The sequence below is a fragment of the Thermodesulfovibrio yellowstonii DSM 11347 genome (assembly GCF_000020985.1).
Taxonomy (GTDB): Bacteria; Nitrospirota; Thermodesulfovibrionia; order Thermodesulfovibrionales; family Thermodesulfovibrionaceae; genus Thermodesulfovibrio; species Thermodesulfovibrio yellowstonii.
This window is the reverse complement of the sequence record NC_011296.1, coordinates 1,590,561-1,605,236: the sequence shown is the minus strand read 5'-3', so window position 1 is coordinate 1,605,236 and position 14,676 is coordinate 1,590,561. Positions and strand designations below refer to the sequence as shown.

Here is a 14,676-nt window from a genome sequence, read left to right as displayed (position 1 = left end):
AAAATATCTTACCATAAAATTAGGCTGTTCAATAAATAATAGGCTTTTGAAATGTCTTGTCTTAACTTATAATTTTTGACATTAAAGATGTGGTTTTGATAGTTTAAAGCATGAACAATTTTGGAAAACAAAAATTTGGGCATATAGATATTCCTCTTCAAAGAGTACATATTGAACTTACAAATATATGCGATTTTAACTGTATTTTTTGTCCAAAATCTGTTATGAAGAGAAATCGGGGATATATGGATAAAAAACTTGCAATACAATTAATTTCAGAGATTCATGAAAATAATATCTGTGACAAAATAACATTCCATGTAATGGGCGAGCCTACACTCCATCCAGATTTTTTTGAGATTTTATCGTATTCAGATAAAACAGGAATAAAAGTAGGGCTTACAACTAATGGAGCAGGTCTCGGAGGAGAAGTCGGTGAAAAGCTTCTTGATTATCCGCTTTATCAGATAGATATTTCACTTCAAACACCGGATGCAAAATCCTTTAATTTAAGAAAGGCTCACCTTACATTTGATGATTATTTAAAAGGAATTTTTAATTTTTTCACAGCATATTACTCAAAGCATAGTGATACTATTTTTAAGTTTCGTTTTTTAAATACAAGCTTTCGGAAAAAGGATATGGAAAGAAAAATAGGACCAATAAGAGTTATTTCATCTACAGATGAACTGAGAAATACTTTTAAATACTGGGCAGGAAAGATTTATGAAGCTTTGAATGTTAATACAAGCTTAATAGAAAATGCATACAAAAAAATAGATAAACTGGTCTCTTATAAATGGAATGTTGTAGAGGTTTATTCAAATGTTTTTTTTGAAACCTATATACTTGAAGACTGGGGAAATGCTTTTTATGATGGCAAAATATACAAAGCATGGGCAGGATACTGTTTTGGTATGAGAGATCATTTCAGTATTCTTTACAATGGTGATGTTACCCTGTGTTGTGTAGATTTTGATGGAAACACAAAAATCGGGAATGTTAAAGAATCGTCATTAAAAGAAATTCTCTCATCCGATTACTTAAGAGAAATAGTTGAAGGATTTAAAAAATTCAAAGTTATTCATCCTTACTGCAAAAGATGCATTGGAAGTAAATCATTACTTTCGTGGCTTTTAAAACCTTGTTTATCAATCTTAGCTTTGAAAACTCTTAAACCTTTCTTTTATAAAAAAATCAAACTTTACTGACTCTACAGTCTTAACTTTCAAGAAGTTGCAAATTTCAGGCTTTTGGGTTGGTTTGACATTTAGCTATTAATTCTTCTATATGAGTACAAAGTCCGTGAAGGAGTTTAAGTTCCCAGAATGTAAGTCCAGTTCGTCCGAAAAAATGCCTAAAATTATTTATTATTCTTTTTTCAATGTCAGGGTTATCAGGTATGTAGTCAATTTTTTTCAAAAGCTTAAAGAGCCTTTCATAAAGTTTATCAAGCTCTGTTTGACTTACATAAAACTGACGGTTCATATGAAAATCTTTCAACTCCTCGCACCTCATAAGTTCATATGCAACAATTAAAACTGCCTGTGCAAGATTTAAAGAGGGTTGTAACAGCGATGTAGGAATAGTTATAAGATATCCACATTTTTCAACTTCTTCATTGAAAAGCCCTTTGTCTTCTCTCCCAAAAAGTATAGCAACTTTATTATTCTGAGCTACTTCATAAACTCTTTTTACGCCATCTTTTACATCAATAATTGCTCCTCTTTTTGCTCCTCTTCTACGAGTTGTTCCAATGATTAATGCTTTATCTTTTAATGATTCATCAAGTTCTCTAAAAATCTGAGCTTTCTCAAGAACGTCTTTGCTTGCCCATGCCATCCAGTATGCTTCATCCTGAAGTGGGACAGGATTGATAAGTGTAAGATTTGTGAAACCCATATTTTTTATTGCTCTTGCAGAAGCGCCAATATTTCCTGATTCCTTTGGTTCAACTAAAACAAAATAAACATTTTCTTTCCAGGAATGATTTAGGGTAGGCATTTAAAATGGTTCTTCCTCCGTCAGATTAGAACCTTCAAGCTCAATAAGAGTTTTGTGAAGTTCCTCTTCAGCAGTTTTAAGTTTGCTTTTACAAAAACGAATAAGCTCAGTTGCTCTTTTTACTTTTTCAACAAGCACATCTACATCAACTTCTTGAGACTCTATGTACTTTAAAATTTCTTCTATTTCTTCAATAGCCTTAGAATAGCTTAGGTTCTCCATAATCTTCCTCCTTATTTATTACTTGTCCATATATTTTCCCTTTATAAAGTTGAATCTGAACTTTTACGCCAATGGAAGCTTCTTGAGAGTTTTTCAAAACCTTTCCATTCAAATAAGTTATGCTGTAACCTCTTTTTAAAATATTTTCTGGGCTTAGAAGATGAAGTTTTTCCCGTAGTCTTTCTATCTCAATATTTTTTAATGCAAGAGTATTTTTTAATTTTGTAAAAAGCTTTTCTTTGTAAGATTTTATCGTGAAATTTCCTCGTGTAATATTCTCTCTCATTTTCATTTTTACTCTGTTACTGAGATTTGTGATTTCAACTTCTTTTGTTTTTAGTATATAATTTGTCTTTTTATGAAGATTCTGTTTAAGTGAGAATAAGAACTCCTTTTCGCTGTGAACTTTTTTCAAGATACCATTATGAATCTCGCTTACAATCAAGTTCATCTTTTGAGACAGTTTTTCTCCTGAGTTTTTCACTGCCAGTTTAAATCTTTCCTGAAGACTCTGATTTTTTGAAATTTCAGTATTTAAAAAAGCCTCAACTTTATGAAGAATTCTCTGTTTGAGATTGTCAATTTTTGAGTCAAAATCTAATGCTCTGTCAAGAATAAATTTTGCTACCTCAGAGGGTGTTTTAAAAGACATTGAAGCAACACAGTCTGCAACAGTTTCATCTCTTGTATGTCCTATCCCTGTAAACACTGGTATAGGCATTAAAGCCATTGTTTTTGCAAGTTCATAATCATTAAAAATTGCAAGGTCAGCAACAGAGCCTCCACCACGAATTAAAATAATAGCATCAAAATCTTTAAATTCAAGACTACATCTCTGAAAAGCATTTATTAAGGAATTCACGGCAGTTTCTCCCTGAACAAAAGCATCAAAGAGTTTAGTATAAAATTTAAATCCGTATTTATTTTCTTTTAAAATCTTTAAAAAATCTTCGTATCCAGCCGCAGATTTACTTGATACAATTGCAATTTTTTGAATAATAAGTGGAATCTTAATAAACTTATTTTTATCAATAAGTCCTTCTTTGGTGAGTCTTTCAATTGTTTCTTTTTTCTTTAGAGCCATTTCTCCAATGGTAAAGGACGGGTCAATTTGAAGAATATTTAGTTTAAAACCATATTTCTCATGAAATGTAGCTTTTCCAATGAAAAGAATTTTTATACCCTTTTGGATTTCAATTCCTGTTTTAAGGTAAAAGTTAGAGATTGTTTCAACATTACCACGCCATATAACCGCACCACATTGGGCAATAATTTCATTGTCTTTTTTTTCAACAAGTTCAATCCAGTAATGTCCATTTTTATCACAATCTATTTTTGCTATCTCAGCAATAATCCACTGATAATCAGAAACTTCCTGAATAAGTTCTTTGATTTCGGTTAAATACTGGGAAAGAGTTTGATAAATTACATCTGTTTTAAGCATTAATACATGCCTCTTTGATGAGATTTTTCATCTCTCTTACAGCTTTCTCAATTCCTACAAGAACAGCTCTTGCAATTATACTGTGACCAATATAAAGTCCTCTTAGTCCTTTTATTGCTGCTATAGATTTTACATTGTAATAGTTTAATCCATGTCCTGCATTTGTTTTGAGTCCAAGACTTATGGAGTAAGCTACTGCGTCTTTAATCCTTTCAAGTTCTTTAAGTTGAACATCTCCTCTGGATTCAGAGTAATATCCTGTGTGAATCTCAACCATATCTGCTCCGATATCCTTTGAACACTCTATGTCATTACGCTCTGGATTTATAAAAAGACTCACAGGAATTCCAGCGTCCTTTATTTTTTTTATTGCTTCTTTGAGAGAATCCTTAAGTTCAATTACATTGAGTCCTCCTTCAGTGGTAAGCTCTTGTCTTTTTTCAGGAACAATTGTGACCATATCAGGTTTAATATTTAAAGCAATATTAATCATCTCTTCTGTTGCAGCCATCTCTAAATTTAGCTCACAGGGAACTACTTCTCTAAGAATTTTTAAGTCTCTGTCTTGTATATGTCTTCTGTCTTCTCTCAAATGGATGGTTATGCCATCAGCACCACCAAGAATTGCCAGTGTTGCTGCCATTACAGGGTCTGGTTCAAAAGTTTTTCTTGCTTGTCTTACAGTTGCAATATGGTCAACATTTACGCCCAAAATAACCATACTTAACCTCCGGAGATTTGATTGATTTGATTATATCACTTTTTAAAAATAGTTGACAAAATCTGATTTGAGCCTGTTCAAAAACTTGTAATTTCTTATAAATCAAAGAATTACAACTCAGAATATTTTTCATTTACCTTCATTTGCCATTGTTCGCCTTTTTTCTGTTATTGCAAGCCGCAAACAAGGAATCTCCTCCGCTAAAAGGAGGAGACTCTTCCTTAAGCTCAGATTGACATAATAGGACTGTCATTCCAACCTCTCTTTCTGTTATTCTTACACCTTTTTTTGTCATTCCAAACAAAGTGAGGAATCTCATCCTTTAATGATGAGCAGGAAACCTTTCGGCTTTGCTTTAGTAATTCTCGCAGGGTAGATTTTTCGGAGTTGTTAAGACCCTTTGGAATGATAGTTAATAATTGAACAACTATGAAAAAACGTATAGCAATGGTAAATATAAAAACATCATGAATATAACTATTTGATTTATTTAGATTTTTTCGGGGGGGGGGGGGGGGTAATAGATTTTTATTTGAATCCCGAATTGGATCGGATTTAGTAATGTGAAACATATAAAATAATATCAAAAAATTTTTTAAAGTTCAAGACGGCGGAACTTTGATTTAACATTTTTTACAGCGATGTTTAACAAAAATTTCCCATATTTATAGTTTTAAGTTCAGAGAATTCTCTAATTGTTTCATAATCATGATCTTTATGAATAATTGTAGCTCTATTTTCAATAGCTATAGAGGCAATAATGCAATCTATGGTTTTTCTTACTGTTTTACCCTTTTTCTTACAATTTCTAAAAATCTCTGATGCTCTAATATAAGTTTCTATTCCTTTCGGTCTCAGTATTTGAAAATAAAGGAGATATTCTTTTGTAATATGATGAAGTTTATCATCTTTAATGCCCTGAAGAATTTCAGTCAGTATTATTTCTGTAATATAAATCTCTTCTTCAGAATTAATAAGTTCACGCAGGGTTTCACAGGCTTTTGTTTTTTCTCCACGAAGAAAATCAATCCAGACACTTGTATCTACAATTAGCAAAATCTCCCCTCTCTCATTTCATCAAGATTCCCTTCCCATTGGACTTTACCTTCAAGTTCAAGTATTTTTTTTCTCTTAAGCTTTTTAACAAGTTCACTGATTGCAAAATTAATCACATCTTTTTTAGTTTTCATCTTTGTTAATTCCATTGCTTCTTTTAAAATTTTTTCGTCTAATTCAATATTGGTTCTACGCATAATTAAACCTCCTTTAATTTTATAGAGACTGTTCAAAAACTTGTAACCTATTGAAATTCAATAAATTACAAGCCCTAAAATTTTTCAATTACCTCCATCTGTCATTCCGAGGAGCGTTAGCGACGAGGAATCTCCTCTTTCCGATTTAAGGAGGAGACCCTTCGCTTACGCTCAGGGTGACCCTAAGGGTCAGATTCCTCACACCCATTGAGGGTACTCGGAATGTTCCGTGTTCTTTTGTCAAGTGCTTTTTACCAAACTGGGATTGAATTCTTTCCCACTTCTCAATACTCCAAAACACTGCCTGAGCAACTTATGCCCCACTGCCACCAATGCCAACTTCTTTGACTTCCCTTTTTTCAATAATCTCTCATATAATCCCTTGCAATATACATTCACCCTTATCGCTGACAGTGTACACATATAAAAAACCTTCCTCACATAACTGTTGCCCCTCTTCATTATGCTTCCCCTCCCCCTCACTGTATCTCCACTCTCATACGGCGAGGGACATATCCCTACAAAACTCCCTACTTCCTTCGCTCTGCTAAACCCCTCAAATCCCCTAAGCATTGATACTACTACACTTATCGCTCTGTCACTTATCCCAGGTATGCTCTCAAGTAATTCCCTCTGCTTCTTAAATTTTTCCCTGCAAAGCTTCTGTATTTCTTTCTCTACCTTTTTCATGCTACTGCTCAGTGCCTTTATTATCCCATCATAATACCTTAGCACTTTCTTGATGCCTTCCATAGGAACATGGCTCAATGCTTCCCTCTGGTTCTTAACCATGTTTATCTGCCTCTGAAAATCATCAAGTAACCTCAACCGGGTTTCTATTTGCTTCTGAGCCTCTGTCTTAGGTCTATATAGCTTCCCATCAAAAAATTGCCTCCCATACTCAGCTATCACTATGGAGTCTACTTTGTCTGTCTTTGCTCTCTTGCCCTTTGCCTCAAAAAATTTCCTCATTGAATAAGGATTAATCACTCCTACATTATATCCGCTCTCATACAGATAATGAGCCAATCTTAGATGATAGACCCCTGTATGCTCCATAACAATTAGTAACTCCGATTTTTCTATCTCTTTCAAATGCCTATTCAATTCCTTCTCAAATTCCTCTGGACAATATAAGCTCTTAAACGTTACTGTAGTGTCTCCATTGAGTATCGCTGCATTAAGATACTTCTTTGATACATCAATACCTATGAAAACTTTGTAAGTGCTCATTATAAACCCCTCCTTATTAGTATATTGATTTTTTCGGAGGACTTCCTTTAACCTATCATCGTGGTAAGTAATACAGGTTCCAGACCTGATGTTCCCGTTCAGGTTCAGGAAGCGCAAGGAGAGGGAGCAACATTCCGAACGGTCTTGCATGACCAATGACAACTCGCTCTTCCTCTCCTTCACTTTTACTCCTCCTCTATAATTGTAAACCATCACCACGATCTTTAACCTCCATTATTTAATATACGATGACCTTCAGTAATTGAACAGCCTCTTTTATACACATATTATATCACTTTTTTGTGTATAAATTGCTGCTTTGAATCAACAAAAAAGTAGGCATTAGTCTGTCAGGGATTTTGGTCTGAAAATCAGGCTTGTGATTCAAAAAAGGAAACGAGGGCATTTTATTTCCAGTTTTTTCCTGGTTTTCCCCAGTCATATTTATCAAACTTACCAGAAGGATAGTCATAGGTGGCTTCAAGAGTTAAAAGTTCTTCATCGTCAGTTCCTTGGAGAGTATCTTTCCAATGAGAAAGTTTCTCCTCAGGATTAAGTCCCAGTTCAGCTTCAATATGATCAGGTAGAGTATCTCCATCTTTGTCCTTTTCGGGATTGTATCCATCTGTCCAGAAAGTTAGTGCATTGTTGAAATGGGTAAACTCATGCATGATTATCACTGCAAAGGTATCTATGTGCGTATATGTGAGAAAATTTCTACTGGTTAATGTTGATGGAATTGAGAGTTTTATCGCTGGTAGTCTAATAGTAAAATTCTGCCTGTCTTGAGGTTCAAGATTTTTATTTAAATCGCAGACATTTATTGTTTTATGCTCAGAGTAATAGGGATTATATTGTCCTACCACTCCTCCATGCAAACAAACGCATTTATCAATTGGAATACTATCACAATGAAATGCCAATCTCACATTTTGTCCAAAGGGCATTGCTGCAGGAGTCTGCTTCCAGTAATAAAACCAGTTGGGATATCTGCCTTGAGGATTGTTTTTTTCGTCACGAGGATAAAAAATTAGAATCTCCCTTGTCTTCTCAAGTGAGCATCCGTCAATATTCAGACGAGCTTTAACTTTCTGTTTACCGAAGGATTCACTGTGTGTTGGTAATCCGTTATATGTTACCTTTACAGTCGGACCTTTTGGTTTGGACAAACCCGAAGATGGTTGAAATACCTTATGTGAGCCTTCCATCTCAGGAATTTCCCACTCTATTGATTCTTCATATTTAACAGGAGTAGTTTTTGCTCTAAGTTCAAGGGTAAGAGTTCCTGGATTTTGTTCTGTAAAAATATACCTTTCTCCCTCTGAAGGGGATAATATTTCTATATTAACGCTTTTGGGTTCTTTGCATTTTTCAGGTTCATCCTTTTTGACTTTGAGATACAGAGTGATGGTGGAACCAGTTATGCAGCTTGACGATTTGTCAACATTTCCGATATTTTTAGTTATTTTAAAGCTACCTATGTTTAATAATTTTTCAAGTTCATGATTAGTTAATTTCCACCTTCCACTTGTGCAACCTACTTTGGTAGAGTCTGAATAATGAAGTCCATCTTTTGTATAGAATATTATTTCTGGAGTATTGGCTACTATCTCTAATTGGTCTTTCTCTAATTGATCTATGTCCACCACTCCCGAGTAGAAATTAGGATAAATTTCTCCTTTATTGATTTCGTAGTGAATAAAATTTGCATATCTTGTGCAAAATTTTGGCACAAAATAACTCCATTTTATACAGGTTTTTCCATAAAAATTCTCCACTTTTATGTTTGTTGAAAGGCTATCAAGTTCATATTCTTTATTTTTCTCAAACTCTTTTTTATAAGTATTATATTTGCGAACAACTAATATATTACCTACAAAGGTCTCTTTAATTCGGTAAAATAGTTCTTTTTCTATATGACTACTGTCATAAAACCTTTTTTCTCCTCCGTTAATTACTATATAACCTTCAACTGGAATAGCTTCTACGATTTGAGGTTCTTCTTCCTGGTTTTCTAAATCTTCAAACCTTTGTTTTGCCTGTCCATACTGCATATTTAATATATCTCTCCGCCTCTTAATTTCCTTCTCCGGGGTGTCGGCAGGTCTTGATGTAATAACGGGAATTCCTAAAATTTCTTCAGTTTTTATATTAGCTTCATCAATAGTAATTATAGATTCCTTATATTTTTGCATGAGTTCATTAAAATCTATTGTTTCTTGAGCGAAAAGATTAAATTTGTTTTTTTCTTCAATGGGTGATTGAGCTGACGAGTTGCAATAAAAAGCGATTAGTAAAAAGAAAAGAGTTGAAAATAAAAAAATTTTCCTTTCTATCACTTTAACCTCAAGTTTCTCCTTTTCCCTCAAGTATAATGATTAACATAAATTTTTTCAATTGAAAGTTGAAAAAATAAAAGAATAAACCTTATTCAATAGAGAGTGGACACGGTCAATTAGTAGAGGTTAAACTTTCTGCATAAGCAGGAAGAAAAAATTTTATAGGGGCAGTATAAATAAAACAAAACAATGCAAAGCATTTTCCTGGGGAGGATGTCCGAAAGTATCAAACAGACCGCAGAAGAAAAAGTGGCAATAGTTTTGGAAGGAATTAAATGCGGTAAATCTGTAGCTGACATTTGCAGATAGCACAAAATTAGTCCACTTATTATCGTTGGAGACTCTTACACAGGAGTGAAACTCTGTAACCCCTTGAAAATACTTATCGGGGCGAGTGGATTTGAACCACCGACCCCCTGCTCCCAAGGCAGGTGCGCTATCCAAGCTGCGCTACGCCCCGATAAATTTTAATCTAATAGAAATCCTTGAAAAAAGTCAAATTGTTATCTGTGCTTAAAATTTAGTATTATATATCAAATACCTTTCCGGAGGTGTATTATGTTAGAAAATATTAAATGGTTTGGGCATGACAGCTTTAAAATTACAGGAGAAAAAGTTATCTATACGGATCCCTTTCAAATTAAAAAGCCTGATAAGGCTGATATTATTCTTGTTACTCATGAGCATTATGACCATTTCAGTCCTGATGATATAAAAAAACTTTTAGCTCCTCACACAGTTATTGCTCTTCCAAAGGATTGTTCAGGCAAGATTAAGGCAAAAGAAGTTATTGTTAAACCAGGAGATAAAATTAATATAGAAGGTGTGGAGATAGAGGTTGTTCCATCTTATAATTTGAACAAAAAGTTTCATCCAAAGGAGAAAGGTTGGGTTGGATATATTTTCAAAGTAATGGGGAAAAGAATTTATATTGCAGGAGACACTGATTATATTCCAGAAATGAAGTCTTTTAAAGATATTGATATTGCTTTGCTTCCAGTTTCAGGAACTTATGTAATGACTGCTGAAGAAGCAGTTCAGGCTGCGTTGGATATTAATCCTAAGATAGCAATTCCAATGCATTATGGAAGCATTGTTGGTTCTGAAAAGGATGCTCAGTATTTTGCTGAAAAACTCAAGGGCAAAATAGATGTTATAATACTTCAACCAGAGAGGTAAACTATGGAATTTACAGGAGAAGAGTTAAAAAAGTTATTGTCTTCAAAAATTCAGGAAATTGGTAAAGAAATTGTAGTTTATGATGAGGTTGAATCAACTAACAGCAAGGCAAATGAACTTTTAAAACAGGGATATCCCTCAGGAACAGTTGTTGTAGCAGATAGACAAATAAAAGGCAAAGGCAGATTGGGCAGAAAATGGATTTCGCCTTCAGGGAAAAATCTTTACATGAGCATTGGTATAAAACCGACTATTCCTCCAAAATATGCTACATTACTTACTTTAACCAGTGTTGTAGCATGCACAACAGCTTTGAGAAGATATGCAGATGTGCCTGTATTGATTAAATGGCCTAATGATATGCTTGTGGATGATAAAAAAGTTGGTGGAATTCTTACAGAAATGAAGATTGAAGGAGAAAAAATAAAGTCTGCTGTAGTAGGCATTGGTATTAATGTAAATATGACAGAAGAAGATATGCCAGAAGAGATTAAAGAAATAGCCTCTTCTCTTAAGATATGTAAAGGAGAAGATTTTTCAAGAAGTCTTCTTGCTGTGGAAATAATCAAAGAATTTGATAAGTGGTATCAATTACTTGAAAAGAGGCAGAGAAAAACAATTATTGACCGATGGATGCAGTTGAGTGGCACCATAGGAAGGCAAGTTAAAATTGTTTTATCTGACAGAGAGCTTATTGCTACAGCTGAAGCTATAGATGAGGAAGGTAGGCTAATTGTAAAGCTAACTGACGGAACATATGAAAAAATCTGCGCAGGGGATGTTACTTTACTCCGAGCAAAATAATGCTTGTTGCTGTTAAAATAGGAAATTCCACTATTAATCTTGCTTTTTTCAAAGATCCCTATCAATCTGATTTTAGAATTGTTTCATTTGATACACAGGAAGTATCAAGCTGGACTGATAATCAGAAACTCCTTAATTGTCCATTTCTCAGTGATAATTATAATTTTGACTGTATAATATGTTCTGTTGTACCTGAAATTACAGAGAAATTTCTGGATTTTTTTACAAATATCTCTCATAGAACAATTGTTATAGATTACAAAACTCCTTCAGGATTAAAGCTTAATCTTAATAAACCAGAAAGTTTTGGAGTTGACAGACTTGTTGCTTCTGTGGCTGCCTATGAATTATTCAAAGAAAATATCGCGGTTGTAGATGCTGGAACAGCTACTACAATCACAGTCGTTACCAGTGAAAAAGAGATTGTTGGTGGAGCAATAATGCCAGGAATAGGCACAATGAATTATGCTCTTAATGAAAAAACATCAAGTTTGCCACTGATTGATTTAAATAAGGATGTTGAAGTACTTGGCAAAGATACTCATTCAGCAATTCTAAGTGGAATAGTTTTAGGAACAATTTATGCAGTTGAAGGAATAATAAGCGAAATTGAGAAAAAAATAAACCGTGACCTTATAATTCTTTTAACGGGTGGATATTCTAAGTTATTATCAAAATACATGCATAAAAAACATTTATTGAATAAATATCTTGTAATTGAGGGTATGAGATTGATATACTTAAAAAACATTAAAAATTAGGAGGGTGTTATGAAATTTCAGAAGATTCTTTTACCAACAGATTTTTCAGATGAGTCTTTGTACGCTCTTTCTTATGCTGTAGATTTTGCGAAAATGTTTAATGCAAAATTATATCTTCTTCATGTTATCTATGATATTGAAAAAGCATCAAATCTTCATATTCCTCATCCGTCAATAACCGAACTTTATAAGGACTTAGAATCTCATGCCAAAAGAAATCTTGATTCTTTTGGTATTGATATTCGTGAAGATTTCAAAAATGTTGAAACAGCTGTTTTAAGAGGAATTCCTTATGAGGAAATTATAAAGTTTGCTAAAGAAAATAGTATTGATTTGATTATTATTGGAACACTTCCAAGAAGTGGAGTAGAAAGATTTTTTGTTGGAAGTACAACACAAAGAGTTATAAGAAATGCTCCTTGTCCTGTTCTTGTTGTAACTAAAAAATAGTAAGAATGCAGTGTGAAGTTTTAGTTGTTGGTGGTGGACCTGCTGGTAGCACTGCTGCAAGATTACTTGCAGAAAAGGGAATAGAAACAGTTTTAATTGAAAAAGACCTTACATTTAACAAGCCCTGTGGAGGAGGGATTCCGTCTGCGGGGCTGAAAGAATTTAATATTTTAAATAAACTTCAAAATCAGATACCTTTTAACATAGTAACAAAGGTGAAAATATTCCCTCCTTTTTCAGAACCAATAGAGGTTTCACTACAAGGTGGAGAAATACTGATTTTTAATCGCCAGAGCTTTGATTCATTTATGAGAAAGTTAGCTGAGAAAAGTGGAGTAAAAATTATTGAGGCAGAACTAATAAATATAGAAAATAGTAAATTAACAGTTAGAAAAAAAACTGGTGAAGTTCTGGAAATTTATTCTAAATATATCATTGCTGCTGATGGAGTTAACTCAAGAGTATGCTCTATTAAAGGGTGGTCAAAACCTGAATACTACTGGACAGTTAGTCTACATGTCCTTGAAAACTTTATAGATACAAAAGATACATGCGAATTCTGGTTTGGTAATTCTCATGCTTCATTTTTTTATTCATGGGTTTTCCCCGGTGTAGACTATTTTTCAGTGGGAACAGGAGCAGAAGATATTAAAAAACTAAAAACTCTTATTGATAACTTTGTTGAAAAAAGGTTTGCAGGTAAGTTAAATATTAATTCTTTCAAGCTAAGAGCTTATAAAATACCAAAATGGGGAAGAAGAAGTTTTTTTAAAGAAAATGTTATTTTTTGTGGTGATACTCTTGGAACGGTGATGCCTATTTCATTTGAAGGGATATATTATTCTATGAAATCTGCTCAATTTGCCTCTGAAGCAATAGTGCAAAAAGATTTAAATCTTTACAAAAAATTATGGGATGAAAATTTTCTAAAGCAATTTAGCATAATGAAAAAATTTCAGGATTACATGTTTGGCAATGATGAAAGAATAGACAACTGGCTTAATATTCACAGAAATCCTGCTATTCAGGAACTTGCGATGGCTTTATGGCTGAGGAAAGAACATGGTAGTAAACTTATTCCTCTTTATTTAAAAGCTTTTGGAAGTCTTATTTCAAGAATCGCTACATTTAAGATAAAATAAAATTGTGAAAAAAGCTTTAATTTATTCTTGTATTTTCCATATTTTACTATTTATTTTTATGCTGCTTTTACAGGATTATTTTAAGTCTCAACAACCTTCAGAGCCTGTTTCAATTATAATTGTACCTATAGCTCCGCAGATGCCTAAAATGCCACCTTCTGTAAAAGCTCTTCCACCTAAGACATTAGAAAAACTTCCTCCTATAAGAGAATCAAAACAACCAAAATATTTAAGTGCTATTCCAAAAGGAAATCAAGGGCAGAAAGAAGATAAACAGAAAGAAACTGCTTCCACAGGGAATTTAAAAACAGAGAAACATTTTACAGAATTAACTCCTAAGCAGTCTCCTAATATTTTTGATAAAGATGTAATTGCCCGACTTTCAAGAAAATCAAAGGAGAAGCAAGAGTTAGAAACATCACGCGGTTTAAGTTTTTCTGCAAAAGAATTCAATGATTGGGGATACCTTGAAAGACTTAAGGAGAAAATAGAAAGAGTCTGGCAGTATCCTCCTCAGGCTGCTCAGAGAGGTATATATGGTGACCTTTATTTGAGATTTACAATTGATAAAAAAGGCAAACTCGTTTCTGTAGAACTTTTGAGAACATCCGGCTATAGAATGCTTGATGATGCAGCAATTAAAGCACTGAAAGATGCTGAACCATTCTGGCCATTACCTGATGACTGGCAGAAAAATACTCTTACAATAACAGGACATTTTATCTATACACTGCACGGCTTTTATCTGAGGTAATCTTTTCAATTTGAATTCTTGGTGCATCAAGCCATAATCTTTCAAGGTCATAGTAACGTCTTGTTTCTTCAAGAAATATATGAACAATCACATCACCATAATCCATTAAAACCCAGTGAGCATGTGAAAAACCTTCTATTCCGTAAAGCTTATACCCTTCCTGTTGCATTGTTTCTTGTAAATATTCTGCCAGTGCTTTCACTTGGGTTGTGCTTTCAGCAGAACAGATTACAAAGTAATCAGTTATTATGGTAAGCTCTTTCAGCTCAAGAATTTTTATATCCTGCGCTTTTTTGTCATGAAGGAATTCTGCTGTTTTTAAAGCCTTTTCTTTTGAATCCATTGTTTTAATTATATCATAATTTATTGA

General features: G+C 33.5%; 16 protein-coding genes and 1 tRNA gene. 7 read left to right on the top strand and 10 right to left on the bottom strand.

Annotated elements, in window-relative coordinates; all coding sequences use genetic code 11:
• The first annotated feature begins 110 nt into the window (after positions 1 to 110).
• Positions 111 to 1,211 (top strand): radical SAM/SPASM domain-containing protein, encoded by a 1,101-nt coding sequence (locus THEYE_RS08275; RefSeq protein WP_012546289.1) that lies wholly within the window; start codon positions 111 to 113, stop codon positions 1,209 to 1,211.
• 34 nt (positions 1,212 to 1,245) lie between these two features.
• Here THEYE_RS08275 and THEYE_RS08270 read toward each other — a convergent pair whose 3' ends face one another.
• The 9 genes from THEYE_RS08270 to THEYE_RS08230 form a co-directional block, all read right to left on the bottom strand.
• On the bottom strand, positions 1,246 to 2,004 hold the full coding sequence (locus THEYE_RS08270; RefSeq protein WP_012544934.1) for an RNA methyltransferase: 759 nt from the start codon (positions 2,002 to 2,004) through the stop codon (positions 1,246 to 1,248).
• Positions 2,005 to 2,226, bottom strand: coding sequence for an exodeoxyribonuclease VII small subunit (gene xseB, locus THEYE_RS08265; protein WP_012545195.1), 222 nt, complete (start codon positions 2,224 to 2,226; stop codon positions 2,005 to 2,007).
• A complete protein-coding gene (xseA, locus tag THEYE_RS08260; RefSeq protein WP_012546335.1) occupies positions 2,204 to 3,670 on the bottom strand; it encodes an exodeoxyribonuclease VII large subunit in 1,467 nt (488 codons plus the stop codon). Before xseA ends, xseB begins: the two co-directional genes overlap by 23 nt.
• Positions 3,663 to 4,391: a pyridoxine 5'-phosphate synthase gene (locus THEYE_RS08255; RefSeq protein WP_012546437.1), complete on the bottom strand. Its 729-nt coding sequence runs from the start codon at positions 4,389 to 4,391 to the stop codon at positions 3,663 to 3,665. The genes xseA and THEYE_RS08255 overlap by 8 nt, the downstream gene beginning before the upstream one ends.
• Before the next feature lie 645 nt (positions 4,392 to 5,036).
• Positions 5,037 to 5,447 (bottom strand): type II toxin-antitoxin system VapC family toxin, encoded by a 411-nt coding sequence (vapC, locus tag THEYE_RS08250; protein ID WP_012546499.1) that lies wholly within the window; start codon positions 5,445 to 5,447, stop codon positions 5,037 to 5,039.
• On the bottom strand, positions 5,441 to 5,644 hold the full coding sequence (locus THEYE_RS08245) for a type II toxin-antitoxin system VapB family antitoxin (RefSeq protein ID WP_012545607.1): 204 nt from the start codon (positions 5,642 to 5,644) through the stop codon (positions 5,441 to 5,443). The genes vapC and THEYE_RS08245 overlap by 7 nt, the downstream gene beginning before the upstream one ends.
• Positions 5,645 to 5,884: 240 nt before the next feature.
• Complete coding sequence (locus THEYE_RS08240; protein ID WP_428985663.1) at positions 5,885 to 6,877, bottom strand: IS110 family RNA-guided transposase; 993 nt, start codon at positions 6,875 to 6,877, stop codon at positions 5,885 to 5,887.
• A 407-nt stretch (positions 6,878 to 7,284) separates the two neighbouring features.
• Positions 7,285 to 9,216 carry a hypothetical protein gene (locus THEYE_RS08235; protein WP_164924864.1) on the bottom strand — a complete coding sequence of 644 codons (1,932 nt, stop codon included), beginning with the start codon at positions 9,214 to 9,216 and terminating at the stop codon, positions 7,285 to 7,287.
• Between the two features lie 385 nt (positions 9,217 to 9,601).
• A tRNA-Pro gene (locus THEYE_RS08230) sits at positions 9,602 to 9,676 on the bottom strand.
• A 98-nt stretch (positions 9,677 to 9,774) separates the two neighbouring features.
• Between THEYE_RS08230 and THEYE_RS08225 the strand changes: the two genes are divergently transcribed.
• Genes THEYE_RS08225 through THEYE_RS08200 form a run of 6 tightly spaced genes read left to right on the top strand, consistent with a single transcriptional unit; the run spans position 9,775 to position 14,306 of the window.
• A complete protein-coding gene (locus THEYE_RS08225) occupies positions 9,775 to 10,395 on the top strand; it encodes an MBL fold metallo-hydrolase (RefSeq protein WP_012545344.1) in 621 nt (206 codons plus the stop codon).
• A 3-nt stretch (positions 10,396 to 10,398) separates the two neighbouring features.
• Entirely contained in the window at positions 10,399 to 11,199 is an 801-nt protein-coding gene (locus THEYE_RS08220; RefSeq protein ID WP_012545308.1) for a biotin--[acetyl-CoA-carboxylase] ligase, read from the top strand.
• Positions 11,199 to 11,960, top strand: a complete 762-nt coding sequence (locus THEYE_RS08215) for a type III pantothenate kinase (RefSeq protein ID WP_012545475.1) — start codon at positions 11,199 to 11,201, stop codon at positions 11,958 to 11,960. Before THEYE_RS08220 ends, THEYE_RS08215 begins: the two co-directional genes overlap by 1 nt.
• Positions 11,961 to 11,969: 9 nt before the next feature.
• Complete coding sequence (locus THEYE_RS08210) at positions 11,970 to 12,410, top strand: universal stress protein (RefSeq protein WP_012546571.1); 441 nt, start codon at positions 11,970 to 11,972, stop codon at positions 12,408 to 12,410.
• A 5-nt stretch (positions 12,411 to 12,415) separates the two neighbouring features.
• Complete coding sequence (locus tag THEYE_RS08205) at positions 12,416 to 13,552, top strand: geranylgeranyl reductase family protein (RefSeq protein WP_012546404.1); 1,137 nt, start codon at positions 12,416 to 12,418, stop codon at positions 13,550 to 13,552.
• Positions 13,553 to 13,556: 4 nt separating this feature from the next.
• A complete protein-coding gene (locus THEYE_RS08200; RefSeq protein ID WP_012545592.1) occupies positions 13,557 to 14,306 on the top strand; it encodes an energy transducer TonB in 750 nt (249 codons plus the stop codon).
• Here the strand turns inward: THEYE_RS08200 and rsfS are convergent.
• Positions 14,272 to 14,649 (bottom strand): ribosome silencing factor, encoded by a 378-nt coding sequence (gene rsfS, locus THEYE_RS08195; protein ID WP_012546466.1) that lies wholly within the window; start codon positions 14,647 to 14,649, stop codon positions 14,272 to 14,274. The genes THEYE_RS08200 and rsfS overlap by 35 nt on opposite strands.
• Positions 14,650 to 14,676: the final 27 nt, after the last annotated feature.

Bases quoted from the DNA above. Each gene is read 5' to 3' on its own strand.
- THEYE_RS08275 (WP_012546289.1), top strand. From the start codon at position 111: ATGAACAATTTTGGAAAACAAAAATTTGGGCATATAGATATTCCTCTT.
- THEYE_RS08270 (WP_012544934.1), bottom strand. From the start codon at position 2,004: ATGCCTACCCTAAATCATTCCTGGAAAGAAAATGTTTATTTTGTTTTA.
- xseB (WP_012545195.1), bottom strand. From the start codon at position 2,226: ATGGAGAACCTAAGCTATTCTAAGGCTATTGAAGAAATAGAAGAAATT.
- xseA (WP_012546335.1), bottom strand. From the start codon at position 3,670: ATGCTTAAAACAGATGTAATTTATCAAACTCTTTCCCAGTATTTAACC.
- THEYE_RS08255 (WP_012546437.1), bottom strand. From the start codon at position 4,391: ATGGTTATTTTGGGCGTAAATGTTGACCATATTGCAACTGTAAGACAA.
- THEYE_RS08245 (WP_012545607.1), bottom strand. From the start codon at position 5,644: ATGCGTAGAACCAATATTGAATTAGACGAAAAAATTTTAAAAGAAGCA.
- THEYE_RS08240 (WP_428985663.1), bottom strand. From the start codon at position 6,877: ATGAGCACTTACAAAGTTTTCATAGGTATTGATGTATCAAAGAAGTAT.
- THEYE_RS08225 (WP_012545344.1), top strand. From the start codon at position 9,775: ATGTTAGAAAATATTAAATGGTTTGGGCATGACAGCTTTAAAATTACA.
- THEYE_RS08220 (WP_012545308.1), top strand. From the start codon at position 10,399: ATGGAATTTACAGGAGAAGAGTTAAAAAAGTTATTGTCTTCAAAAATT.
- THEYE_RS08215 (WP_012545475.1), top strand. From the start codon at position 11,199: ATGCTTGTTGCTGTTAAAATAGGAAATTCCACTATTAATCTTGCTTTT.
- THEYE_RS08210 (WP_012546571.1), top strand. From the start codon at position 11,970: ATGAAATTTCAGAAGATTCTTTTACCAACAGATTTTTCAGATGAGTCT.
- THEYE_RS08205 (WP_012546404.1), top strand. From the start codon at position 12,416: ATGCAGTGTGAAGTTTTAGTTGTTGGTGGTGGACCTGCTGGTAGCACT.
- rsfS (WP_012546466.1), bottom strand. From the start codon at position 14,649: ATGGATTCAAAAGAAAAGGCTTTAAAAACAGCAGAATTCCTTCATGAC.